Origin of the sequence: Serratia sp. 1D1416 (assembly GCF_003641105.1) — a bacterium.
GTDB lineage: Bacteria > Pseudomonadota > Gammaproteobacteria > Enterobacterales > Enterobacteriaceae > Serratia > Serratia ficaria.
Genome location: NZ_CP032738.1, coordinates 1,309,124 through 1,332,769 on the forward strand (window position 1 = coordinate 1,309,124; position 23,646 = coordinate 1,332,769).

Annotated in this window: 16 protein-coding genes, 4 tRNA genes, 3 rRNA genes, 1 pseudogene and 1 riboswitch; of the genes and pseudogenes, 3 read left to right on the forward strand and 21 right to left on the reverse strand. The window is 58.0% G+C overall.

Annotated features, from left to right (window positions below; genetic code table 11):
* Positions 1-27: 27 nt before the first annotated feature.
* From ilvE to D7I37_RS06280, 5 genes are all read right to left on the reverse strand, one after another.
* Positions 28-954 carry a branched-chain-amino-acid transaminase gene (gene ilvE, locus D7I37_RS06260; RefSeq protein ID WP_061800319.1) on the reverse strand — a complete coding sequence of 309 codons (927 nt, stop codon included), beginning with the start codon at positions 952-954 and terminating at the stop codon, positions 28-30.
* Between the two features lie 23 nt (positions 955-977).
* Positions 978-1,235: an acetolactate synthase 2 small subunit gene (gene ilvM, locus D7I37_RS06265; RefSeq protein ID WP_061800321.1), complete on the reverse strand. Its 258-nt coding sequence runs from the start codon at positions 1,233-1,235 to the stop codon at positions 978-980.
* Positions 1,232-2,878 carry an acetolactate synthase 2 catalytic subunit gene (gene ilvG / locus D7I37_RS06270; protein WP_061800323.1) on the reverse strand — a complete coding sequence of 549 codons (1,647 nt, stop codon included), beginning with the start codon at positions 2,876-2,878 and terminating at the stop codon, positions 1,232-1,234. Before ilvG ends, ilvM begins: the two co-directional genes overlap by 4 nt.
* A gap of 142 nt (positions 2,879-3,020) precedes the next feature.
* A complete protein-coding gene (gene ilvL, locus D7I37_RS06275; protein ID WP_013814970.1) occupies positions 3,021-3,119 on the reverse strand; it encodes an ilv operon leader peptide in 99 nt (32 codons plus the stop codon).
* Positions 3,120-3,252: 133 nt separating this feature from the next.
* Positions 3,253-4,485 (reverse strand): MFS transporter, encoded by a 1,233-nt coding sequence (locus D7I37_RS06280; RefSeq protein WP_129543465.1) that lies wholly within the window; start codon positions 4,483-4,485, stop codon positions 3,253-3,255.
* A gap of 339 nt (positions 4,486-4,824) precedes the next feature.
* Here D7I37_RS06280 and D7I37_RS06285 point away from each other — a divergent pair.
* Positions 4,825-6,347: pseudogene (locus tag D7I37_RS06285) on the forward strand (YifB family Mg chelatase-like AAA ATPase).
* Between the two features lie 26 nt (positions 6,348-6,373).
* Here the strand turns inward: D7I37_RS06285 and D7I37_RS06290 are convergent.
* A complete protein-coding gene (locus tag D7I37_RS06290) occupies positions 6,374-6,712 on the reverse strand; it encodes a DUF413 domain-containing protein (protein ID WP_061800331.1) in 339 nt (112 codons plus the stop codon).
* Between the two features lie 119 nt (positions 6,713-6,831).
* Between D7I37_RS06290 and hdfR the strand changes: the two genes are divergently transcribed.
* Positions 6,832-7,659 carry an HTH-type transcriptional regulator HdfR gene (hdfR, locus tag D7I37_RS06295; protein WP_061800332.1) on the forward strand — a complete coding sequence of 276 codons (828 nt, stop codon included), beginning with the start codon at positions 6,832-6,834 and terminating at the stop codon, positions 7,657-7,659.
* A 4-nt stretch (positions 7,660-7,663) separates the two neighbouring features.
* Here the strand turns inward: hdfR and yjfF are convergent, their stop codons facing one another.
* The 13 genes from yjfF to btuB all read right to left on the reverse strand — a co-directional run bounded on the left by yjfF (position 7,664) and on the right by btuB (position 21,088).
* Positions 7,664-8,656 carry a galactofuranose ABC transporter, permease protein YjfF gene (gene yjfF, locus D7I37_RS06300; protein WP_129543466.1) on the reverse strand — a complete coding sequence of 331 codons (993 nt, stop codon included), beginning with the start codon at positions 8,654-8,656 and terminating at the stop codon, positions 7,664-7,666.
* Complete coding sequence (gene ytfT, locus D7I37_RS06305) at positions 8,653-9,654, reverse strand: galactofuranose ABC transporter, ATP-binding protein YtfT (protein WP_061800336.1); 1,002 nt, start codon at positions 9,652-9,654, stop codon at positions 8,653-8,655. The genes yjfF and ytfT overlap by 4 nt, the downstream gene beginning before the upstream one ends.
* A 17-nt stretch (positions 9,655-9,671) precedes the next feature.
* Complete coding sequence (ytfR, locus tag D7I37_RS06310; protein WP_129543468.1) at positions 9,672-11,186, reverse strand: galactofuranose ABC transporter, ATP-binding protein YtfR; 1,515 nt, start codon at positions 11,184-11,186, stop codon at positions 9,672-9,674.
* A 24-nt stretch (positions 11,187-11,210) separates the two neighbouring features.
* Positions 11,211-12,167: a galactofuranose ABC transporter, galactofuranose-binding protein YtfQ gene (gene ytfQ / locus D7I37_RS06315; protein WP_061800339.1), complete on the reverse strand. Its 957-nt coding sequence runs from the start codon at positions 12,165-12,167 to the stop codon at positions 11,211-11,213.
* A gap of 293 nt (positions 12,168-12,460) precedes the next feature.
* A tRNA-Trp gene (locus D7I37_RS06320) sits at positions 12,461-12,536 on the reverse strand.
* A gap of 53 nt (positions 12,537-12,589) precedes the next feature.
* Positions 12,590-12,666: transfer RNA gene (locus D7I37_RS06325), tRNA-Asp, on the reverse strand.
* A 94-nt stretch (positions 12,667-12,760) separates the two neighbouring features.
* Positions 12,761-12,876, reverse strand: a 5S ribosomal RNA gene (gene rrf, locus D7I37_RS06330).
* 103 nt (positions 12,877-12,979) lie between these two features.
* Positions 12,980-15,887: ribosomal RNA gene (locus tag D7I37_RS06335) — 23S ribosomal RNA — on the reverse strand.
* Between the two features lie 219 nt (positions 15,888-16,106).
* Positions 16,107-16,182: transfer RNA gene (locus D7I37_RS06340), tRNA-Ala, on the reverse strand.
* A gap of 110 nt (positions 16,183-16,292) precedes the next feature.
* A tRNA-Ile gene (locus D7I37_RS06345) sits at positions 16,293-16,369 on the reverse strand.
* A gap of 75 nt (positions 16,370-16,444) precedes the next feature.
* Positions 16,445-17,986 (reverse strand): 16S ribosomal RNA (locus D7I37_RS06350).
* Together the 16S, 23S and 5S rRNA genes with 4 tRNA genes alongside form the textbook arrangement of a ribosomal RNA operon.
* Before the next feature lie 416 nt (positions 17,987-18,402).
* Positions 18,403-19,266 (reverse strand): glutamate racemase, encoded by an 864-nt coding sequence (gene murI / locus D7I37_RS06355; protein WP_061799716.1) that lies wholly within the window; start codon positions 19,264-19,266, stop codon positions 18,403-18,405.
* The gene (gene btuB, locus D7I37_RS06360) at positions 19,211-21,088 is read right to left on the reverse strand and encodes a TonB-dependent vitamin B12 receptor BtuB (RefSeq protein WP_061799717.1); all 1,878 of its coding nucleotides are present in this window, start codon (positions 21,086-21,088) and stop codon (positions 19,211-19,213) included. The genes murI and btuB overlap by 56 nt, the downstream gene beginning before the upstream one ends.
* A gap of 67 nt (positions 21,089-21,155) precedes the next feature.
* A riboswitch (cobalamin riboswitch) is annotated at positions 21,156-21,369 on the reverse strand.
* A gap of 122 nt (positions 21,370-21,491) precedes the next feature.
* On the opposite strand from btuB, the gene trmA reads away from it, so the two are divergent.
* On the forward strand, positions 21,492-22,595 hold the full coding sequence (gene trmA / locus D7I37_RS06365; RefSeq protein ID WP_061799788.1) for a tRNA (uridine(54)-C5)-methyltransferase TrmA: 1,104 nt from the start codon (positions 21,492-21,494) through the stop codon (positions 22,593-22,595).
* Between the two features lie 34 nt (positions 22,596-22,629).
* Here trmA and D7I37_RS06370 read toward each other — a convergent pair whose 3' ends face one another.
* Both D7I37_RS06370 and fabR read right to left on the reverse strand, forming a co-directional pair.
* A complete protein-coding gene (locus D7I37_RS06370; protein WP_061799718.1) occupies positions 22,630-22,998 on the reverse strand; it encodes a YijD family membrane protein in 369 nt (122 codons plus the stop codon).
* 15 nt (positions 22,999-23,013) lie between these two features.
* Entirely contained in the window at positions 23,014-23,646 is a 633-nt protein-coding gene (fabR, locus tag D7I37_RS06375; RefSeq protein WP_061799719.1) for an HTH-type transcriptional repressor FabR, read from the reverse strand.

Consider the following 23,646-nt stretch of genomic DNA (forward strand, 5'->3'; position numbering starts at 1 on the left):
TATTCTTATCTTGTCTGTCGTCAGTCGTTATTGATTAACCGGATCCAACCAACCGTATTTGTCTTCGGTCTTGCCGGTAAACAGGCCGAAGAACGCCTGCTGGATCTGTTTGGTCACCGGGCCGCATTTGCCGATGCCGACCTGAATGCCGTCGACGCTGCGCACCGGGGTGATTTCCGCCGCGGTGCCGGACATGAACACTTCGTCGGCCAGGTACAGCGACTCGCGCGACAGCACCTGCTCGCGCACTTCAAAGCCCATGTCTTTCGCCAGCTTGATGATGGCGTCGCGGGTGATGCCCGGCAGCGCCGAGGAGGTGAACGGCGGGGTGAACAGCACGCCGTCTTTCACTTCGAACAGGTTCTCGCCCGCCCCTTCGGAGATATAGCCGTGCACGTCGAGCGCGATGCCTTCCTGATAGCCGTGGCGGCGCGCTTCGCTGCCCACCAGCAGGGAGGACAAATAGTTGCCGCCGGCCTTGGCCGCGGTAGGGATGGTGTTTGGCGCTACGCGCTGCCAGGAAGAAACCATCGCATCGATGCCTTGATCCAGCGCTTCTTCACCCAGATACGCGCCCCAAGGAAACGCCGCGATAATCACGTCTGTTTTATAACCGGCCGGCGGGTTGACGCCCATGCCGACGTCGCCGACAAACACCAGCGGACGAATGTAAGCGCTGACCAGATTGTTTTTGCGCAACGTGGCGCGGCAGGCCTCCATCAGCTCGTCGACGCTTTGCGACACCGGCATGCGGTAGATCTTGGCCGAGTCGTGCAGACGCTGCATATGCTCACGGTGCCGGAACACCACCGGGCCTTTATGGGAGTCGTAGCAACGCACCCCTTCGAACACCGACGTGCCGTAGTGCAGCGCGTGCGACATCACGTGCACCTTGGCCTCAGCCCATGGAACCATCTCGCCATTGAACCAAATGTAATCGGCTTTCTTCGTCATTGTTATTTATCCTTCTTCGCGCATCAGGCGCGTATTTGTTGTGATGTCGGTTGCTGGATCTCAACGCAGGAGACGTCCATCAATTTGCTTAATTGGGATGACAGTAGATCTACCGGGCGCTGGCTGGCAACGGTCAATTCAATATTAATATTGTCGGTATTTACCGCCGAAACCATATTCATAGCACAAACCTGAAAGCCGCGATGACGCACGACGCGCAATACGCGCTCTAACATTTCAGGGCGGAAACGCGCGTGGATCGAGAGTTGATGCTGCATCATGATATTTCCTCCAACATGGTTTCGTTGCCGGCGCCCGGCGGCACCAGCGGCCAGACGTTTTCGAGTTCATCTATCGAGACCTGCAGCAGATATGGCCCGGCGGTGTTGAACAGCGCATCGAGCGCGTCCGCGACCTGATCTTTGCGGCTGATGCGCTGGCCGGGAATGCCGAAGGCGGCGGCCAGCATCAGGAAATCGGGGTTATCGGAGAGGTTGGTTTCGCTGTAGCGGCCGTCGAAAAACAGCTGTTGCCACTGACGCACCATCCCCAGACGCTGGTTATCCAGCAGCACGATTTTCACCGGCAGCTGCTTGCGCTTGATGGTGCCCAGCTCCTGCACGTTCATCATGAAGGAACCGTCGCCCGATACGCAGATGACCGTATCTTCAGGCCGCGCCATCTGGGCACCCACCGCGGCCGGCACGCCGAACCCCATGGTGCCCAAGCCGCTGGAGGTGATGAAGTTCTCCGGGCGTTCGAAGCTCATGTGCTGCGCGGTCCACATCTGGTGCTGGCCGACATCGGTGGTCACCACGCTGTTGGCCGGCTTGCGATCGGACAGCTGCTTCAACAGCAGCGGCGCGTAGATAGGCTGGCCCGGATGATCGTAGCGCCAGGCGTGGGTCTCTTTCAGCTCCGCCGTTCGCTGCCGCCAGTCGGCGATGTTCAGCGGCTGCTGCAGCGCCGGCAACAGGGCTTTCAAGTCGCCCTGCAGCGCCACGTGCGCCTGGCGCAGCTTGCTCATTTCCGCCGGATCGATATCCATGTGGATCACTTTGGCGTGCGGGGCGAAGGCGTTCAGTTTGCCGGTGACGCGGTCGTCAAAGCGGGCGCCGACGGCGATCAGCAGGTCGCACTCCTGTACCGCCAGGTTGGCGGCCTTGGTGCCGTGCATGCCCAGCATGCCCAGGTAGGACGGGTGCCCGGCGTCCGGTGCGCCCAGCCCTTTCAGGGTGGCGACGTTCGGCATGCCGGTCACGGCGATAAACTCGCGCAGCGCCGGCACCGCCTGCGCCATGCCTACGCCGCCGCCGACGTACAGCATCGGTTTGCGCGCCTGCGCCAGCAGATCGGCGGCCTGCGCCAACGCCGCAGCCGGGTAGTCGAACGCCTCTTCGACCGGCATCAGATGCGGATGCAGTTCACCCTGCGCCAGCTGGATGTCTTTCGGGATATCGATCAGTACCGGGCCCGGGCGGCCGCTGCCGGCGATGGCGAAGGCTTCCGCCATGATGCCCGGCAGCGCGTCGAGGGATCCCACCAGGAAACTGTGTTTGGTGCAGGCCAGAGACAGGCCGAGAACATCGACCTCCTGAAAGGCATCGGTGCCGATCAGCGTGGAGCCTACCTGGCCGGTGATGGCGACGACGGGGACAGAATCGAGCAGCGCGTCGGCCAGGCCGGTGATCAGGTTGGTGGCGCCGGGGCCGGAAGTGGCGATGCACACGCCGACTTTGCCGGTGGCGCGGGCGTAGCCGATGGCGGCCATTGCGGCGCCCTGCTCATGGCGGCACAGCAGGTGCTCCACTCCGCCGTCATACAGCGCATCGTACACCGGCATGATTGCCCCACCCGGATAGCCGAATACGGTATCCACACCCTGCGCACGCAACGCTTGAACCACCCACTGAGCGCCATTCATAGTTATTTCCCCGCCTTACTTCGACAACTGCAGGATTTTGTTCTGTTTCTCATTCTCTGCCCCTTGCTTCACTTTTCTCTGACCAATAAAAAACCCCCGGACCTGACGGTGCGGGGGTTCTCTTGCGATTCCGGCTTGTTTTCTAAGCCTTTCTTCGTCCAAGTGCAGCCCCGCACGGTGGGATAATAATCACCACCACGCTAATCACGACTAGGCTAATCACTTGGGCAAAGGCTTTCATAATGGGTTTGTTCACTGTGCTCGTTTCGAACTAATGCCTACAGAGGTACCATAGTCGCGCGCGGCATGACAACACTTTTTTTGCGTTATTATTCGGCGCACTCTGGTCATACCTCGTGCAAACTGCCCGGATTTCAAACGTTAGCGCGCACGCCGGCGGTTTTCACTTCGCCGGTGATGGCCTTGCCGCGGGTGTCCTTGCCGAAGAACACCAGCAAAGCGATCACCACCGCCACCGTGCCGGCGATGATCGCCATCGCCAACCCGTAGTTGTGCCCGTTATGTTCGGCAATGGTCGCCTGCAGGGTGGCGTTGACCGACGCGATCAGGTTGCCCAGCTGATACACGAACCCCGGCAGCACCGCGCGGGTGTTGGCCGGCACCAGTTCGGTCAGGTAGGTCGGCACCACGCCCCAGGCGCCCTGCACCATGAACTGCATCAGGAAGGCGCCGATGCCCAGCATCAGCGAGCCGCTGGAAAACGCCCACAGCGGGATCACCGGCAGCGCCAACAGCGCGGCGATGATAATCGCTTTTTTGCGGCCGATCTTTTCCGACAGCGAGCCGAAGAACACGCCGCCGACAATTGAGGCGATATTGTAGCTAATGGCGATGATACTGACGGTTTTTGGGTCGAAACCATGCTGAACCTTCAGGAATACCGGATACAAATCCTGGGTGCCGTGCGAGAAGAAATTGAACGCCGCCATCAGCAGCACCAGGTAGCCGCACAGCTTCCAGTGGCTCTTCAGCACCGGCAGCAAGGCGGTGCTCTCTTTGCGCTCGCGCGCCGCCAGCCACACCGGCGATTCCTGCACGCAATAGTAAATAAACGGCAGCAGCAGGATCGGCGCCGCGCCGATGACAAACATGCCGCGCCAGCCCACCGCCTCGAACAGCAGGCCGTAAACCACCGCCGCCAACAGATAGCCGAACGGATAACCGGCCTGAAAGATGCCCGACATCAGGCCGCGTGAACGGTCCGGAATGGTCTCCATCGTCAGCGACGACGCCACGCCCCAGATGCCGCCCATCGCCACGCCGTACAGCACGCGCAACAGCAGGAATACCGTCAGCGAAGGCGCCGCAGCGGACAGCAACTCAAATACCGAGAAAAAGACGATGTTCAGCATCAGAACCGGCTTACGCCCGTATTTCTCGGCCGCGCGGCCAAAGATCAGCGCGCCTATCGGCCGCACCGCCAGCGTCAGCAGGATCGCCAGCGTGACCTGCTCCATGCCGACGTGAAAGGATTGGGCGATATCGCTGAGCAGAAACACCAGCACGAAAAAGTCAAAAGCGTCGAGCGTCCAGCTTGAAAAGCTGGCGATTGCCGCATTGCGTTGCAGCGAGGTCCAACCAAACATAGTGTTATCCCTACCCTGGAGTACGTAGTCAGGAGGTTTAGCGGCTGCCGGGCGGAATGCGGCGGCGGTCGGGGTTTGTTAACGAAGTGATTTTTATTTTAACCATTTGTTAAATACACCCGTTCCCCTGCGGTGGCAACTTGGTTAGCCTGCTAATGTGTTGCAGCCATCGCGGAATTGTTAGTGGGTATTGCCACCGATTGTGAAATCGTCCGCAGAAAAAATTTATCTTCATGAATAACAATATATTATTTGCTTTGCCCCGCGCATACCGCGCAACCCTGGCAGGCCCTGCGCCCGCCTATCCCGCATCATGTCGCCCTCAGCAAGGAGAGCAACATGTCACTGGCGGTTATCTATACCCGGGCCACGATCGGCGTGCAGGCCCCCTCGGTTACGGTGGAAGTGCATATCAGCAACGGGCTGCCCGGTTTAACGCTGGTCGGCCTGCCGGAAACCACGGTAAAAGAGGCGCGCGACAGGGTGCGCAGCGCGTTGATCAACAACGGCTTCACCTTCCCGGCGCGGCGCATCACCGTTAACCTGGCGCCGGCCGATCTGCCCAAAGAAGGTGGCCGTTACGATCTGCCGATTGCGTTGGCGATCCTCGCCGCGTCCGAACAGCTGCCGGTCGAGTCGCTGACGCGTTATGAATTCCTCGGCGAGCTGGCGCTGTCCGGCGCGCTGCGGGCGGTCAGGGGTGCCATCCCGGCGGCTTTAGCGGCCGCCGCCGCCGGGCGCAAACTGATCCTGTCGGCGGACAACGGTCACGAGGTCGGCCTGATCGCCCAGGGTGAAACCCGGGTGGCGCAGCATCTGCTCGAAGTCTGCACCTTTCTGCTCGGACGAGGGGAATTGCCGGCGGCCTGCGCCCCGCCGGCCGCCGATGCGGCGCGGCCGACGGCTGACCTGCAGGATATCATCGGCCAGCAGCAGGCCAAGCGGGCGCTGGAGATCGCCGCCGCGGGCGGACACAACCTGCTGCTGATCGGCCCGCCGGGCACCGGCAAGACCATGCTGGCCAGCCGCCTGACCGGTTTGCTGCCGCCGTTGACCGAGCGGGAGGCGCTGGAGAGCGTGGCGGTGGCCAGCCTGCTGCGCCATGACGCCGAACCCTTGCCCTGGCGCCAACGGCCGTTTCGCGCGCCGCACCACAGCGCCTCGATGGCGGCGCTGGTCGGCGGCGGTTCGCTGCCGCAGCCGGGAGAGATATCCATGGCGCACAATGGCGTGCTGTTTCTGGATGAACTGCCCGAATTCGAACGCAGGGTGCTGGATGCGCTGCGCGAACCGCTGGAATCCGGCGAGATCGTGATATCCCGCGCCAACGCCAAGGTCTGTTTTCCGGCCCGGGTCCAGCTGATTGCGGCGATGAACCCCAGCCCGACCGGGCACTATCAGGGCGTGCATAACCGCGCCTCCCCCAGCAGGTATTGCGCTATCTGGGCCGCCTTTCCGGCCCCTTTATCGACCGTTTCGACCTGTCGATCGACGTGCCGCTCTTGCCGCCTGGCCTACTCAGCAAACGCTGCGCCGGTGGGGAAAATAGCGTTCAGGTGCGCGCTCGGGTGCAGCGGGCGCGCGACAGGCAGCTTAGCCGCGCCGGGAAAATCAATGCGCTGCTGAGCAACCAGGAAGTGGAGCGAGACTGCGCACTGCGGGCGGCGGACGCCGAGTTTTTGGAAGCGACCCTGCACGCGCTGGGCCTGTCGGTGCGCGCCTGGCAACGGATCCTAAAGGTGGCGCGCACGCTGGCGGATTTGAACGGAGATCGGGATATCGATAAGCGCCACTTGAGCGAAGCGCTGGGGTACCGGGGTATGGACCGTCTGTTGCTGCAGCTGCATCGCAGCCTGGAATAAAAATGGGGCCGCAGGCCCCATTCTCATCAGTCGTCGCTGTCGGTGTAATCTTCCACCGCATCAGCCTGCGGCTTGCCGCCGGACAGGGTATGGAATTTTTTCGGACGGCGTGTGCGCGCCAGATATTTGGCCCATACTTTTTCCTGCTCGGTAACCGGCTCGCGCTCGCCGTGGCACACTGCGACGAACAGCTGTTCTTCTTCAGTGACCGGCTGGCGTTTGCCCGCGTCCAGCTCGTTGAACGCGTACCCGAAGCGCTCTAGCAATTGCGCTTCTTTAATGGTGAAATCGCCGTGACGGGAGAACCCGCGAGGATAGTGTTTGTTATCAAAAAAACGATTGGTCGTGGTGAAGCTATCCGCCATCTGACACGCTCCTAATTCTCTCATGGCCGTGCTGTTTATGGCGCGGAGTATTAGATAGGCTTGACATTGTGTAAAACAAAACATTTAAATCTTAACGACAAAATTTTTTGGAGATGGGTGTGGATACCGAATTACTGAAAACCTTTTTGGAGGTCAGTAGAACGCGTCACTTTGGCCGAGCCGCAGAATCCTTGTACTTAACGCAGTCCGCGGTCAGTTTCCGCATCCGTCAGTTGGAAAACCAGCTGGGCGCAAATTTATTCACCCGCCACCGCAACAATATCCGCCTGACGCCGGCCGGAGAGCGGCTTCTGCCCTATGCCGAGAGCCTGATGAACACCTGGCAGCTGGCGAAAAAAGAGGTGGTGCGATCGCTGCAGCACACCGAGCTCTCTATCGGCGCCACCGCCTCGCTGTGGGAAGCCTATCTGACCCCCTGGCTGCAATCGCTCTATCAGCAGCGCGAGGCGCTGCAGCTGGAGGCGCGGGTGGCGCTAAGGCACTCTTTGGTAAAGCAGCTGCACGAAAGGCAGCTCGATTTGCTCATCACCACCGAGCCGCCAAAGATGGACGAGCTGGCCAGCCAGCTGTTGGGCAATTTCTCGCTGCGTCTGTTTTCATCCCGCCGCCGCGACAAGCAGGCGCCGATGCCGTACATCAAGCTGGAATGGGGCGCCGATTTTCACCAACAGGAGAGCCGCATGCTGGAAGGCGACAGCGTGCCGGTGCTCACCACCACCTCGGCGCACCTGACCCGTCAGCTGCTGGAAACCACCGGCGGCTGCGCCTTTCTGCCCAGCCAGTGGGAAAAAGACTACCCGCAGCTGATCGCCGCCACCGAGACGCCGCCGATCGTGCGCCCGCTGTATGCGGTCTGGCTGCAGAACAGCGATCAGCAGCCGTTGATCCGGCAATTGCTGAAAATACCTTTAAATACCGCAGCCTGAAGCGCTATAACGGCTTCAGACGCGGATGGCGGGGTTTGGCTCGCCTGTTCAGCCAAAATGCGCTCATCGCCTTCTGAAGGCCGATAAAACAGAACAGCAGGATGCCGATGACGATTTTGGTCCACCAGGAGCTGAGGGTGCCGTCGAAGGTGATGTAGCTCTGGATCAGGCCCTGGATCAGCACGCCGAACAGCGTGCCCAGCACGGTGCCGACGCCGCCGGTCAACAGCGTGCCGCCAATCACCACCGCGGCGATGGCGTCCAACTCTACGCCGCTGGCCGCCAGCGCATAGCCCGCCGACGTATACAGCGAGAAAACAATGCCGGACAGCGCCGCCAGCGTACTGGATAACATGTAAATCAATACGGTGGTGCGTTGTACCGGCACGCCCATCAGCGCCGCCGACACCCGGTTGCCGCCAATGGCGTAGACGTTGTGGCCAAAGCGGGTGCGGTGCGCCAACAGGACGCCAGCCGCCACCACCGTCAACATCACCAACGCCAGCAGCGTGAAGCGTCCGCCGCCCGGCAGTTTCCAGGCGTAGTTGGCCAGGCTGGCGTACAGCGGGTGATCGATGGGAATCGACTCCTCGGAAACGATAAAACTCATACCCCGCACGAAGAACATGCCGGCCAGCGTGATGATGAACGCCGGCAGCTTCAGCACGTCGATGATCCAGCCCATCAGCGCACCGAATGATGCTCCCATCAGCAGCGCGATGATGAACGCATAGCCCGGTGCCATGCCGTAACTGCCGATCAGTTTGACCAGCAACACGCCGGTGAAGGCGATCACCGAACCGACCGACAAATCGATGCCGCCGGACAGGATCACAAAGGTCATCCCCACCGCCACAATGCCGAGAAACGCATTATCGGTCAGCAAATCACACCATACCCGCGTGGAGGCGAAGGCGGGGAACTGAGCAAGGCAAAACGCGTAGCCCAGCAAGAATACCGCCAGGGTGATCAACAGCGGCAGATTACGTTTGATCATGATTTGCGTCTCCGCAGCAGCCGGCGCAGCGATACGCTCGGCGATTGCACCATCAGCACCGCCAACACCACCACCGCTTTCAGCACCAAATTGAATTCGGGACGATAGCCGGACAGCAGGATGCCGGTGTTCATCCCCTGAATAATCAGCGCCCCCACCACCGACAGCAGCAGGTTAAACCGGCCGCCCAGTAGCGAACCGCCGCCAATCACCACCGCCAGGATGGCGTCCAGTTCCAGCCACAGGCCGGCATTGTTGGCGTCCGCCCCGCGGATGTCCGCCGTCACGATAATCCCGGCCACCGCGGCGCACAGGCCGCAGATCACGTACACCGACATCACCACCCAGCGAGTACTCACTCCCGCATTGCGGGCGGAACGCAGGTTGATGCCCACCGCTTCGATAAACAGCCCCAGAGCGGTCTTGCGCGTCAACAGCCAGAGCAGCAACAGCGACAGCGCGGCGACGATCGCCGGTACCGGCAGATACATTAATGCGCCGCTGCCCAGCTGCGCCAAGCCTTCCCGCTCGAAGGTCACTATCTGCCCTTCGGTGATCAGCTGCGCAACGCCGCGGCCGGCGACCATCAGCATCAGGGTGGCGACGATCGGCTGTATCTGCAGCACCGCCACCAGAAAACCGTTCCACAAGCCGCACAGCGCCCCGGCGGCCAACGCCGCAGCCAGCACATAGGCCAGCGGATAACCGGCGCTGGTCAGCGTCGCCGCCGTGGCGCCGGCTATCGCCATCACCGCGCCCACCGAAAGATCGATGCCGCCGGTCGCGATCACCAGCGTCATGCCCAGCGCCAGCAGCGCCACCGGGGCGCCGCGGTTGAGGATATCGATCAGGCTGCCGAACAGCCTTCCGTCCTGAATATGCACAGAGAAAAAATTTGGCGCCACCAGGCTGTCGATCAGCAAAATTGCCGCCAACGCCCCCAGCTGCGTCGCCCCGGCGGGAAATGCCCACCTGATTTTGCGCGGTTCACCGGTCATGGAGGAGCTCCTGAGGTTCATCCTGCCCCCTGTTGCACGGCAATAGCCTGCATAATCGCCGGCACCGTGATGGCGTCATGTTCCAACTGCGCCACATGTCGTCTGTCGCGCAGCACCACAATGCGATCGGCATAGCCTGCCAGCTCCTCCAGCTCGGAAGAGATCACCAGCAGCGCCAGCCCTTCTTCACACAGTTTCTCGACCAACCGGATAATCTCCGCGTGCGCGCCGACGTCAATGCCGCGCGTCGGCTCGTCGAGGATCAGAAAACGCGGTTTGGTCGCCAGCCAGCGGGACAACAGCACCTTCTGTTGATTGCCGCCGGAAAGATATTGGATCTGCTGCTCCGCCCCCGGCGTACGGATGCCCAACAGCCGGATGAAATCGTCGGCGATGCGCGTTTGCTCCCGCAGCGGCAGCGGTCGCAGCCAGCCGCGCTGGGCCTGCAGCGCCAGAATAATATTTTCCCGCACCGTCGCCGCCCCAATGATGCCGTCGGTTTTACGGTCCTCCGGGCAATAGCCGAAACCCAGGCTGGCCGCTTTACGCGGCGTACGGATATTCACCGCCTTGCCGGCCACTTTCGCCTTGCCGCTATCCCGGGCCCTGACGCCAAATATCAGTTGGGCCGTTTCGGTACGCCCCGACCCCAACAGACCCGCCAGGCCAACAATCTCGCCCGGCCTGACCGCCAACTCGAAGGGTTCTACCGTACCGCGACGGCCATAGCCGTTGAATTCAACCAGCGGCGCCGCCGTTGACGCCCGGCGCTCACCGCGCTTGAGCAAGGATTCATCGAACGCGTGCCCCAGCATCATCTGCACCAGCTCCAGCCGCGGCAGCTCGGCAGCCGCACGCGTGCCGACCAGCTTGCCGTTGCGCAGCACGGTGATGCGATCGCTGATGCGATAAACCTGATCGAGAAAGTGAGTCACAAAGATCATGCCCAGCCCTTGAGATCGCAGCTGACGGAGAATATCCAGCAGCATGCCGACCTCTTTGGCATCCAGGCTGGCGGTGGGTTCGTCCAAGATCAGCACCCTGGCGGACAGATCCACCGCCCGGGCGATAGCCACGATTTGCTGAATGGCGATCGAGTAATTGCCCAACGGCTGGCTGACATCCAGCTGCAGGCCATAGCCTTGCAACAGCTCACTGGCGCGGCGCAGCATGGTGCGCTGATCGACCAGCCCAAAGCGGGTCGGCTCGCGGCCGATGAACAGGTTGGCGGCGACCGAAATATTCGCCAACAGGTTCACCTCCTGGTAAACCGTCCCTATGCCTAACGCCTGCGCCTGTGCCGTACTCTGCGGTGCGATAGCGCGCCCCTCCAGCAGGATCTCGCCGGCGGACCGCGAGTAAACGCCGGTCAGCGCTTTGATCAGCGTGGATTTCCCCGCGCCGTTTTCCCCCAACAGCGCCACCACTTCCCCGCTCTGCAGCGTGAAATCGACCTGATCCAGCGCTTTGACACCGGGGAATTCGACGGATAATCCGTTAATCGCCAGTAGGTGAGTCTGAGATGCAACCATCTTGCTGCCCCGCCGGTGAGTGGATCAATAACCCATGCTTTTCTTCAGTTCGAACTCCTGCTTGGCGGTATCCGGCTGCAGCAGTTTCGACTCGGTCTGAATGAACTTCGGCGGCGATGTCCCCTCTTTTTTCATCGCCAACAGCGCATCAAACGCCGGGCCCGCCATGTTCGGCGTCAGCTCGACCGTAGCGTTGGCTTCGCCGTTGATCATCGCCTTGAAGATATCGGGCACGCCGTCGATAGAGACGATTTTTATTTGGGAACCGGGTTTTAGCCCCGCTTCCTTAATCGCCTGAATGGCGCCGATCGCCATATCGTCGTTATGCGCATAGACGGCGCAAATGTTCTTGCCGTTTTGCTCGGCCTTGATGAAGCTCTCCATCACCTCTTTGCCCTTGCTGCGGGTAAAATCACCGGACTGCGAGCGGATAATCTTGACGTTGGCGGCGGAAGCGATGCCGTCGGAGAAACCTTTCTTGCGGTTAATCGCAACGCTGGCGCCAACCGTGCCCTGCAGTTCCACCACGTTACACGGCTTGCCGGCCACCTCCTTCACCAGCCATTCCCCCGCCACCTTGCCCTCATGGACGCTGTCGGAGGCCACTGCGGCGGTATACAGCGAGGGGTCGTTCACTTCGATCATGCGGTCCAGCAGGAACACCGGAATTTTTGCCTCTTTGGCTTCCTGCAGCACCGGCGTCCAACCGGTTGCGACGACCGGGGCGATGAAAATAGCGTCCACCCCTTGGGCGATAAATGACCTTACCGCTTTGATCTGATTTTCCTGTTTCTGCTGAGCGTCGGCAATTTTCAGCGTAATTCCGCGCTTTTCGGCCTCCTGTTTGGACACTTTGGTTTCCGCCGAGCGCCAGCCCGACTCTGAGCCAATCTGAGAGAAGCCGACGATCAGCGGTGCGGCCTGAGCCGTATTGATAAATGCGCCAGCGACGGCGGCTGCTAACAGCAAACGTTTGATCATGGTGTTTTCCTCGCCCTGCAGGGTTAGCTGTTGTGGTGTGATCTGTTTATTTTTCTGATGAAGCGAGTCCAAAAGGGACGGTCGCTTATTAGGTGTAGTTGAAAAATGGGCGGGAATAATGCGCGGCATCACATCGCAGGATAACAACCATTTTGTACATGGATTCAGCTAAAAATGTCTAAATCGAAAACGGCTTTGCAGGAATTTCAGACAATCTATCAGGGGAATAGCGGAAAAGGGCAAGGAATGAGACGCAAAAAAAAACCCTTCGCTTTCGCGAAGGGTTTCTAATATGGCAGGGGCGGAGAGACTCGAACTCGCGACACCCGGTTTTGGAGACCGGTGCTCTACCAACTGAGCTACGCCCCTAAATCTCGCTTAACATTATGCCTGCTAAGATAAGCAGGCATAATTTAAATAAGTGGCGGAACGGACGGGGCTCGAACCCGCGACCCCCTGCGTGACAGGCAGGTATTCTAACCAACTGAACTACCGCTCCACCGATTCTTTTACGTCGCACCTTTCGATGCCGGCAAAACCGCCTCGGCGATTTCGCTCATTACCAGGTGTCAGGCTGATAACGTTTATTTGATGCCTGGCAGTGTCCTACTCTCGCATGGGGAGACCCCACACTACCATCGGCGCTACGGCGTTTCACTTCTGAGTTCGGCATGGGGTCAGGTGGGACCACCGCGCTATTGCCGCCAGGCAAATTCTGTTTCATTCTTGGCCGTTACTCGCGTAACCACCAGAACCAATCTAAGAACTTCGCTGAAAATTATTCGTCTCTCTAAAAACACCTTCGGTGTTGTAAGGTTAAGCCTCACGGATCATTAGTACTGGTTAGCTCAATGCATCGCTGCACTTACACACCCAGCCTATCAACGTCTTAGTCTTAAACGTTCCTTCAGGGACCTTAAAGGCCCAGGGAAGACTCATCTCGAGGCAAGTTTCGCGCTTAGATGCTTTCAGCGCTTATCTTTTCCGCACTTAGCTACCGGGCAGTGCCATTGGCATGACAACCCGAACACCAGTGGTGCGTTCACTCCGGTCCTCTCGTACTAGGAGCAACCCCTCTCAATCTTCCAACGCCCACGGCAGATAGGGACCGAACTGTCTCACGACGTTCTAAACCCAGCTCGCGTACCACTTTAAATGGCGAACAGCCATACCCTTGGGACCTACTTCAGCCCCAGGATGTGATGAGCCGACATCGAGGTGCCAAACACCGCCGTCGATATGAACTCTTGGGCGGTATCAGCCTGTTATCCCCGGAGTACCTTTTATCCGTTGAGCGATGGCCCTTCCATTCAGAACCACCGGATCACTAAGACCTACTTTCGTACCTGCTCGAGCCGTCACTCTCGCAGTCAAGCTAGCTTATGCCTTTGCACTAACCTCACGATGTCCGACCGTGATTAGCTAACCTTCGTGCTCCTCCGTTACTCTTTGGGAGGAGACCGCCCCAGTCAAACTACCCACCAGACACTGTCCTCACCCCAGATTATGGGGCCGAGTTAGAACATCAAACATTAAAGGGTGGTATTTCAAGGTTGGCTCCACGCAGACTGGCGTCCACGCTTCAAAGCCTCCCACCTATCCTACACATCAAGGCTCAATGTTCAGTGTCAAGCTATAGTAAAGGTTCACGGGGTCTTTCCGTCTTGCCGCGGGTACACTGCATCTTCACAGCGAGTTCAATTTCACTGAGTCTCGGGTGGAGACAGCCTGGCCATCATTACGCCATTCGTGCAGGTCGGAACTTACCCGACAAGGAATTTCGCTACCTTAGGACCGTTATAGTTACGGCCGCCGTTTACTGGGGCTTCGATCAAGAGCTTCGCCTTGCGGCTGACCCCATCAATTAACCTTCCAGCACCGGGCAGGCGTCACACCGTATACGTCCACTTTCGTGTTTGCACAGTGCTGTGTTTTTATTAAACAGTTGCAGCCAGCTGGTATCTGCGACTGGCTTCAGCTCCATCCGCAAGGGACTTCACCTACGCGCCAGCGTGCCTTCTCCCGAAGTTACGGCACCATTTTGCCTAGTTCCTTCACCCGAGTTCTCTCAAGCGCCTTGGTATTCTCTACCTGACCACCTGTGTCGGTTTGGGGTACGATTCTGTGTTACCTGATGCTTAGAGGCTTTTCCTGGAAGCTTGGCATCAACTACTTCTGCACCGTAGTGCATCGTCATCACGCCTCAGGGTTGACAGCGTTCCGGATTTACCAGGAACACCCCCCTACACGCTTAAACCGGGACAACCGTCGCCCGGCTAGCCTAGCCTTCTCCGTCCCCCCTTCGCAGTAACACCGAGTACAGGAATATTAACCTGTTTCCCATCGACTACGCTTTTCAGCCTCGCCTTAGGGGTCGACTCACCCTGCCCCGATTAACGTTGGACAGGAACCCTTGGTCTTCCGGCGAGCGGGCTTTTCACCCGCTTTATCGTTACTTATGTCAGCATTCGCACTTCTGATACCTCCAGCAACCCTCACAGGCCACCTTCAACGGCTTACAGAACGCTCCCCTACCCAACAACGCCTAAGCGTCGCTGCCGCAGCTTCGGTGCATGGTTTAGCCCCGTTACATCTTCCGCGCAGGCCGACTCGACCAGTGAGCTATTACGCTTTCTTTAAATGATGGCTGCTTCTAAGCCAACATCCTGGCTGTCTATGCCTTCCCACATCGTTTCCCACTTAACCATGACTTTGGGACCTTAGCTGGCGGTCTGGGTTGTTTCCCTCTTCACGACGGACGTTAGCACCCGCCGTGTGTCTCCCGTGATAACATTCTTCGGTATTCGGAGTTTGCATCGGTTTGGTAAGCCGGGATGGCCCCCTAGCCGAAACAGTGCTCTACCCCCGAAGATGAGTTCACGAGGCGCTACCTAAATAGCTTTCGGGGAGAACCAGCTATCTCCCGGTTTGATTGGCCTTTCACCCCCAGCCACAAGTCATCCGCTAATTTTTCAACATTAGTCGGTTCGGTCCTCCAGTTAGTGTTACCCAACCTTCAACCTGCCCATGGCTAGATCACCGGGTTTCGGGTCTATACCTTGCAACTATTCGCCCAGTTAAGACTCGGTTTCCCTACGGCTCCCCTATACGGTTAACCTTGCTACAAAATATAAGTCGCTGACCCATTATACAAAAGGTACGCAGTCACACCACGAAGGTGCTCCCACTGCTTGTACGTACACGGTTTCAGGTTCTATTTCACTCCCCTCGCCGGGGTTCTTTTCGCCTTTCCCTCACGGTACTGGTTCACTATCGGTCAGTCAGGAGTATTTAGCCTTGGAGGATGGTCCCCCCATATTCAGACAGGATGTCACGTGTCCCGCCCTACTCATCGAACTCACAGTTAATGCGTTTTAGTGTACGGGGCTATCACCCTTTGCTGCGCGACTTTCCAGACGCTTCCACTAACGCAAGAACTGATTCAGGTTCTGGGCTGTTCCCCGTTCGCTCGCCGCTACTGGGGGAATCTCGGTTGATTTCTTTTCCTCGGGGTACTTAGATGTTTCAGTTCCCCCGGTTCGCCTCGTTAAGCTATGTATTCACTTAACGATAGTGCAACGAATTGCACTGGGTTTCCCCATTCGGGTATCGCCGGTTATAACGGTTCATATCACCTTACCGACGCTTTTCGCAGATTAGCACGCCCTTCATCGCCTCTGACTGCCTAGGCATCCACCGTGTACGCTTAGTCACTTAACCTCACAACCCGAAGGCGTCTTTTATAAATAATCGACACTTCGCATTGCAAACATTTGAGAGACTCTATGACAGGTTACTCCTCATCCCAATATTTCTACGGAGGGACAAGTTTCAGCCGTCATGTTTCAATTTTCAGCTTGTTCCAGATTGTTAAAGAGCAAAATACTTCGCAGCATACTGTCGCCAATATACTCTGAAGTATTGAAATACCGGACTATATGGTGGAGCTAAGCGGGATCGAACCGCTGACCTCCTGCGTGCAAGGCAGGCGCTCTCCCAGCTGAGCTATAGCCCCATACAGTCACGTGCAGTACCTTTGATATACAACTTCTTTCTTAGGCAAGGCATGCGGAAGGGAAGTTTACCTGGGTAAACGACCGCGCATAACGCAGCATAGGGAAGAAGTGGTAGGCCTGAGTGGACTTGAACCACCGACCTCACCCTTATCAGGGGTGCGCTCTAACCACCTGAGCTACAAGCCTATAAAGGTATTTCTGCTCGTTACTTTTTCATCAGACAATCTGTGTGAGCACTTCACGCGAATCGATATCATTAGGTAAGGAGGTGATCCAACCGCAGGTTCCCCTACGGTTACCTTGTTACGACTTCACCCCAGTCATGAATCACAAAGTGGTAAGCGCCCTCCCGAAGGTTAAGCTACCTACTTCTTTTGCAACCCACTCCCATGGTGTGACGGGCGGTGTGTACAAGGCCCGGGAACGTATTCACCGTAGCATTCTGATCTACGATTACTAGCGATTCCGACTTCATGGAGTCGAGTTGCAGACTCCAATCCGGACTACGACGTACTTTATGAGGTCCGCTTGCTCTCGCGAGTTCGCTTCTCTTTGTATACGCCATTGTAGCACGTGTGTAGCCCTACTCGTAAGGGCCATGATGACTTGACGTCATCCCCACCTTCCTCCGGTTTATCACCGGCAGTCTCCTTTGAGTTCCCGACCGAATCGCTGGCAACAAAGGATAAGGGTTGCGCTCGTTGCGGGACTTAACCCAACATTTCACAACACGAGCTGACGACAGCCATGCAGCACCTGTCTCAGAGTTCCCGAAGGCACCAATCCATCTCTGGAAAGTTCTCTGGATGTCAAGAGTAGGTAAGGTTCTTCGCGTTGCATCGAATTAAACCACATGCTCCACCGCTTGTGCGGGCCCCCGTCAATTCATTTGAGTTTTAACCTTGCGGCCGTACTCCCCAGGCGGTCGATTTAACGCGTTAGCTCCGGAAGCCACGCCTCAAGGGCACAACCTCCAAATCGACATCGTTTACAGCGTGGACTACCAGGGTATCTAATCCTGTTTGCTCCCCACGCTTTCGCACCTGAGCGTCAGTCTTCGTCCAGGGGGCCGCCTTCGCCACCGGTATTCCTCCAGATCTCTACGCATTTCACCGCTACACCTGGAATTCTACCCCCCTCTACGAGACTCTAGCTTGCCAGTTTCAAATGCAGTTCCCACGTTAAGCGCGGGGATTTCACATCTGACTTAACAAACCGCCTGCGTGCGCTTTACGCCCAGTAATTCCGATTAACGCTTGCACCCTCCGTATTACCGCGGCTGCTGGCACGGAGTTAGCCGGTGCTTCTTCTGCGAGTAACGTCAATGCGATGCCGTATTAAGACATCGCCCTTCCTCCTCGCTGAAAGTGCTTTACAACCCGAAGGCCTTCTTCACACACGCGGCATGGCTGCATCAGGCTTGCGCCCATTGTGCAATATTCCCCACTGCTGCCTCCCGTAGGAGTCTGGACCGTGTCTCAGTTCCAGTGTGGCTGGTCATCCTCTCAGACCAGCTAGGGATCGTCGCCTAGGTGAGCCATTACCCCACCTACTAGCTAATCCCATCTGGGCACATCTGATGGCGTGAGGCCCGAAGGTCCCCCACTTTGGTCCGTAGACGTTATGCGGTATTAGCTACCGTTTCCAGTAGTTATCCCCCTCCATCAGGCAGTTTCCCAGACATTACTCACCCGTCCGCCGCTCGTCACCCAGAGAGCAAGCTCTCCTGTGCTACCGCTCGACTTGCATGTGTTAGGCCTGCCGCCAGCGTTCAATCTGAGCCATGATCAAACTCTTCAATTAAAAGCTTGATTTGCTTCAACTCGTGAAGCGATGCTCAAAGGTTACTGCATGAATTTTACTTCAGTTAGTCACTCTTCAAGACTTGATATTTTTTTCGCATCCGAAGATGCTGGATATCGTCTTGTGGAGTGCCCACACAGATTGTCTGATAAATTGTTAAAGAGCGTTGGTTACTGAGAGATAACTCTCGGTAACGCGGGAGGTGCATATTACGCTTTCCCGCTGAAGAGTCAAGCTTTTTTCTTATTAAGAAACGGCGTTTTCACCGGCTTGCTTCTTCCTGGCTGGGCGACTGCTTCTCGTTAGAGGAGTCGTTGTTCCCGGTCAGTGGAGGCGCATTATAGGGAGTTCTCAGAACGCCGCAACCCCTATTTTCAATATTTTTTCCGACCGTTGAATGTTTAACCAAAACCCCGTTAAAGCGGCAGTTTTTTCAACGTTTTGAAGCCGTAGCCTTGTAAAACGGGCAATAAAGCGTCGGTATCTTCATTTAACGCCATGCAGTACGCCAGATGATCTTCCTGCGTCGACACCAGGTTTTCCTGCGTTGAGATAAGCCAGGCGGTGCGGCGGGCAATAGCGGCGCCGGAATCCACCAGCCGGGTGCCTTCAGGCAGCACCTGCATTAACTCTGCCGCCAATAAAGGGAAATGGGTACAACCCAGCACCACGGTGTCCGGCGGCTCGCGCATGCTCAGCCACGGCTGCAGGATTTTCTTCAGGGTCGGCAGAGGAACAGCTTCGCCGTGCAGCTTGGCTTCCGCCAGCTCCACCAGTTCGGAAGAACCCAACAGCTCGATTTTACAGTCGGTCGCGAAACGGGCGATCAGTTCATGGGTGTAGGTGCGCTGAACGGTGCCGCGGGTAGCCAACAGGCCGACGATGCCGTTGGCGGTAAGGCGAGCCGCCGGTTTGATGGCGGGCACCACGCCCACTACCGGGAAACTGAAGCGTTCGCGCAATGCGGGCAGGGAAACGGTGCTGGCGGTGTTGCAGGCGATGACCACGATCGCCAGCGGGTGGCGTTGCTGCACCGCGCCGACAATTTCCAACACGCGTTCAACGATAAACTCTTCGGATTTCTCGCCGTAGGGGAACGCCACGTTGTCGAAGGCATATATATAGTGGAGGTCCGGCAGCAGTTGCCGAACCTCTTGATACACCGATAGCCCGCCAACGCCGGAGTCAAATACCAGCACCGTCGGGCGGGGCGTCGCGGGGCTGTTAGAAGGTATAGCTTCCAGTAATGTAATATTCTCTTCCTGGAGTAGCGTAGCCATAGGCCGTCTCATAATCTTTATCAAACAGGTTGGCAATTCTACCACGAACTGTCAGATGAGATGTGACCGGATACGAAACTGCGAGATCCCACAGGCTCACGCCGCCGAGTTTGACGGTCGGGCTTGGATACACGCCGTAGTCCTTGTCATAGCGCTCGCCGAGGTATTGATAGGTGACCGCCCAGTCAAAGTCATAAACCTGCCAGTCCAGCTCGTACTTCACCTGCTGTTTGGCGCGACGCAGCAAGACTTCGTGGGTCTTGGCATTACGTGGGTCGACATAGTCATAGCTGATCTGATGCGTCAACGGACCGGTTTCAAACGAAGCGGTGGCTTCTACGCCTTTAATGGTCGCTTTACCGATGTTGTAATAACGGTAAGTCACAGGATCGCTGTCAATCAGGTTATCGATGTCATTCCGGTAGCCGGACACGCGCCAGGCCACTGGCCCGGTCAACCCTTCAAAACCGCCTTCCCACTGTTTGCTCTCTTCCGGCTTCAAGTTATCGTTGCCGTAAGTGGTACTGAACAGCTGGTTCATGTTTGGCGCTTTAAATGCGGTGCCATAGGAAGCGATGAAACGATACCCTTCAACGAATTCCCAGGCCGCACTGGTTTGCCAGGTGCCGTGCCAGCCAAATTCCGAGTTGTCGTCGCCGCGCGCCGCGGCTTCGAGCGTAACCGGCCCAACCAACTGCTGGCCGGTCAAATAGATGCCGGTGTTGCGTTGGCTCTTCTCGCTGCTGACAGACGCAGTGCCTGGCTTGATTTGTTGATCCTGCCAGTCGGCGCCGGCACTCACCGTACCTTGTGCAACTTTGAAGGTATTGCCCCACTGCAGGTTGTATTGTTCGGAATCGTCCAGGCTGGAGGAAACGGCGTACTGCCCCTTACGCGGATCATAGTTGTAATCTTTGCTGTGGCTGTAGCTGCCCACTAACTGCGTGGCATAAATCCCTTCCTGATAGCGCAGCCCGGTGTCCCAGGTTTGGCTATACAGCTTACGGGTGTCAGGCAAACCGGTGACATTGAAGTTGTTGTCGTAAGCATAAAAACCGTCGTAGCCGGTGCGGTTATCATAGCCATAGCCGCGGAAAAAGCCGCTGATTTGCTCGTTAAACTGGTGCTGCACGGCGCCGTACAGCGACTTGCTCATAAAGCCATCGCGATCGGGCTGTGGAATGCTGGTGTTGCCTTCCGCCACCACGTCATACCCTTTGGTATAGGTATAGTTGCCCGCAACAGTCGCCACCGTGCTGTCGCCCAGCCGTTGCTGAGTCGAGGCATCGTAGGCCTGGTAGCCATGCGAGCCGAGGCCGGCGGAGAGCGTAGTGCCGTTCTTTTCGCGGGTGGTGATAATGTTGACCACGCCGCCGATGGCGTCTGAGCCGTACACCGCCGAACGCGGACCGCGGATATATTCGATTTTCTGCACCAGCGAGATCGGGATCTGGCTGAGGTCAGAAGAGCCGCTGACGCCGGCCTGGTTAAGACGGATGCCGTCGACCAGCACCAGCACGTGGCTGGAGTTGGTGCCGCGAATGAACAGCGAGCTTTTTTGCCCCATGCCACCGTTCTGGCCAATATCCACGCCCGGCAAGCGGCGCATCACGTCGGTCAGGCTCTTGGCCTGCCAGCGGTCGATGTCATTACGGGTCACGATAGAGGTGGGTGCCAGCACGGAAGAGACCGGCTGCGGGAAACGGTTGGCGGTAACCATCAGGTTATCGCCGTTATTGGCTGTGGTGTTGTCTTGCGCCCATCCAGAAAAAGCCGTGACGGAGGAAACCACCATCAGCAGCGTATTTTTTGTAATTGTCATGAAAAAGCATCCAAACTTAATTGGCGGATGCCGCAGGATCATGGCCGGTGGTTCGCGACGGCCACGCACATTGCGACGTAACACCGGCAGGTCTTCGGGCTTGGGATTTGCAGGCTGCTTGCCGCAACCGACACCGGGCGATGACTTCCCATCCTGCAGTGGACAGTGTCTGCGTTAACACGCTATCGCCGTGACTTCCCCTTACCGCTGCGCGTCAGCTCCGGATTCACACCGGATTCCCTTTTCACTCGCTGCTTGAGGCCGGACGGCAATGCTACGATCAATGTAAATGGATGTCTAGACTTCCACTAATGTTACAAATAATAAACGCGACAAAACTGGACTTCACGGGCTGATTCCCTACAATCCCCGCTGATCAAATTAGCCTGACGAGATGAAACACATGACGCCCGAGAATTTGCCTATTGAACGTTACGATGACCAGCTGGCGGAGAAAACCGCCCGCCTGAAGACGTTGATGTCACCGTTCGCGGCGCCCGAGCCGGAAGTGTTCCGCTCGCCAGTGAGCCACTACCGCATGCGCGCAGAATTCCGCATCTGGCATGATGAAGACGAGATGTACCACATCATGTTCGACCAGCAGACCAAGCAGCGCATCCGCGTCGATCAATTCCCGGCCGCCAGCGAACTGATCAACCGCCTGATGAGCGCGCTGATTGCCGCCATCAAGCCAGACCCGACGCTGCGCCACAAGCTGTTCCAGATCGATTATCTGTCGACGCAAAGCGGCAAAATCATCGCTTCGCTGCTGTACCACCGCAAGCTGGACGACGCCTGGCAGCAACGCGCTACGCAGCTGCGCGACAGCCTGCGCGCCCAGGGCTTCGATCTGCAGTTGATTGGCCGCGCCGCGAAGATGAAAATCATGCTGGACAAGGATCACGTGGACGAAGTGCTGCCGGTCGCCGGTCGCGACATGATTTACCGCCAGGTGGAGAACAGCTTCACCCAGCCGAACGCGGCGATGAACGTGCAGATGCTGGAGTGGGCGCTGGAAGTCACCGCCGGGTCAACAGGCGATTTGCTGGAACTGTACTGCGGCAACGGCAACTTTTCGCTGGCGCTGGCGCGCAACTTTGAGCGCGTGCTGGCCACCGAGATAGCCAAACCGTCCGTCGCGGCGGCGCAATACAATATCGCCGCCAACCACATCGACAACGTGCAGATCATCCGCATGGCGGCGGAAGACTTTACCCAGGCGATGAACGGGGTGCGCGAGTTTAACCGGCTGAAGGGCATCGATCTGAGCGGCTACAACTGCGAGACCATTTTCGTCGATCCGCCGCGCAGCGGTCTGGATGACGAAACGGTGAAGATGGTGCAGGCCTATCCGCGCATTCTGTATATCTCATGCAATCCGGACACGCTGTGCGCCAACCTGGCAACGTTGCAGGAAACGCATCGGGTGAGCCGCCTGGCGCTGTTCGACCAGTTCCCCTACACCCACCATATGGAATGCGGCGTGCTGCTGGAAAAACGCCGCTGATATCATCGGGGCGCCGCTATGGCGCCCCGGCTTTTTATTCTTGGGTATTTTCATCCAGCGCCTTGCGCGCCTTCAGCTTGAAGCCTATCCAGAACACCAGCGCGACACAGATGATCGACGGCAGGAAGTTGGAGCCGATCTGCGGGTATTCGGCGCGCACGATGGCGCTGTACAGCAGCAGCCCCAGCAGGAAACAGGCGGCGGCCAGCTTCGGCATGCCTTCCGGCATGGCGCGATTCAGGTAACGTTGATGCAGACAATACACCGCCAGCACCAGCGCGATTATCGGGAAGACTGAAAACGGCACCACCGAGCTGAACAACGCAGCGAACGAGCCGTTGATTGAAAGGCCGGCAATCAACGCCAGCAGTAAGGTGCCATTCTCACGACCTGGTTTTTCCATCACTCTCTACCTTTTTTATACGTGGGATACAGAAGCTTTTTCTTGCTCGCGGCGATACCAGTAATACGCCCCCTTGGAAATCATCCGCAGCTGCAGCACCAAGCGTTCTTCCAGCTGGCGCCGCTGTTCGGGGTCAATATCCAGCGCTTCCGCGCCGGCGCTGAACACGATGGTCACCATGGCCTCCGCCTGCGCTTCGGTAAAGCTGCGCGGCATATGATTTTCCAGCTCGAGGTAATCCGCCAGTTCGGCGATAAAGTGTTGGATCTCACGCGCTACCGCCGCGCGAAACGCGGCCGAGGTGCCGGAACGCTCACGCAGCAGCAGGCGAAATGCATTGGGGTTGTTGCCGATAAACTCCATAAAGGTGGAGACCGACGTGCGGATCACGCTGCCGCCCTTGGCGATGCGCTGACGCGCCTGGCGCATCAGCTGGCGCAGCATCAGGCCGCTTTCGTCGACCATGGTCAACCCGAGTTCGTCCACGTCGCGGAAGTGGCGATAGAACGAGGTGGGCGCAATCCCCGCCTCGCGCGAGACCTCCCGCAGGCTCAGGCTGGCAAAGCTGCGCTCGGCGCTAAGCTGGCTGAACGCGGCCTCGATCAGGGAACGACGCGTCCGTTCTTTTTGTTGTGCTCTGACGCCCAT

Bases quoted from the DNA above. Each gene is read 5' to 3' on its own strand.
- ilvE (WP_061800319.1), bottom strand. From the start codon at position 954: ATGACGAAGAAAGCCGATTACATTTGGTTCAATGGCGAGATGGTTCCA.
- ilvM (WP_061800321.1), bottom strand. From the start codon at position 1,235: ATGATGCAGCATCAACTCTCGATCCACGCGCGTTTCCGCCCTGAAATG.
- ilvG (WP_061800323.1), bottom strand. From the start codon at position 2,878: ATGAATGGCGCTCAGTGGGTGGTTCAAGCGTTGCGTGCGCAGGGTGTG.
- ilvL (WP_013814970.1), bottom strand. From the start codon at position 3,119: ATGAAAGCCTTTGCCCAAGTGATTAGCCTAGTCGTGATTAGCGTGGTG.
- D7I37_RS06280 (WP_129543465.1), bottom strand. From the start codon at position 4,485: ATGTTTGGTTGGACCTCGCTGCAACGCAATGCGGCAATCGCCAGCTTT.
- D7I37_RS06290 (WP_061800331.1), bottom strand. From the start codon at position 6,712: ATGGCGGATAGCTTCACCACGACCAATCGTTTTTTTGATAACAAACAC.
- yjfF (WP_129543466.1), bottom strand. From the start codon at position 8,656: ATGATCAAACGTAATCTGCCGCTGTTGATCACCCTGGCGGTATTCTTG.
- ytfT (WP_061800336.1), bottom strand. From the start codon at position 9,654: ATGACCGGTGAACCGCGCAAAATCAGGTGGGCATTTCCCGCCGGGGCG.
- ytfR (WP_129543468.1), bottom strand. From the start codon at position 11,186: ATGGTTGCATCTCAGACTCACCTACTGGCGATTAACGGATTATCCGTC.
- ytfQ (WP_061800339.1), bottom strand. From the start codon at position 12,167: ATGATCAAACGTTTGCTGTTAGCAGCCGCCGTCGCTGGCGCATTTATC.
- murI (WP_061799716.1), bottom strand. From the start codon at position 19,266: ATGGCTACGCTACTCCAGGAAGAGAATATTACATTACTGGAAGCTATA.
- btuB (WP_061799717.1), bottom strand. From the start codon at position 21,088: ATGACAATTACAAAAAATACGCTGCTGATGGTGGTTTCCTCCGTCACG.
- trmA (WP_061799788.1), top strand. From the start codon at position 21,492: ATGACGCCCGAGAATTTGCCTATTGAACGTTACGATGACCAGCTGGCG.
- D7I37_RS06370 (WP_061799718.1), bottom strand. From the start codon at position 22,998: ATGGAAAAACCAGGTCGTGAGAATGGCACCTTACTGCTGGCGTTGATT.
- fabR (WP_061799719.1), bottom strand. From the start codon at position 23,646: ATGGGCGTCAGAGCACAACAAAAAGAACGGACGCGTCGTTCCCTGATC.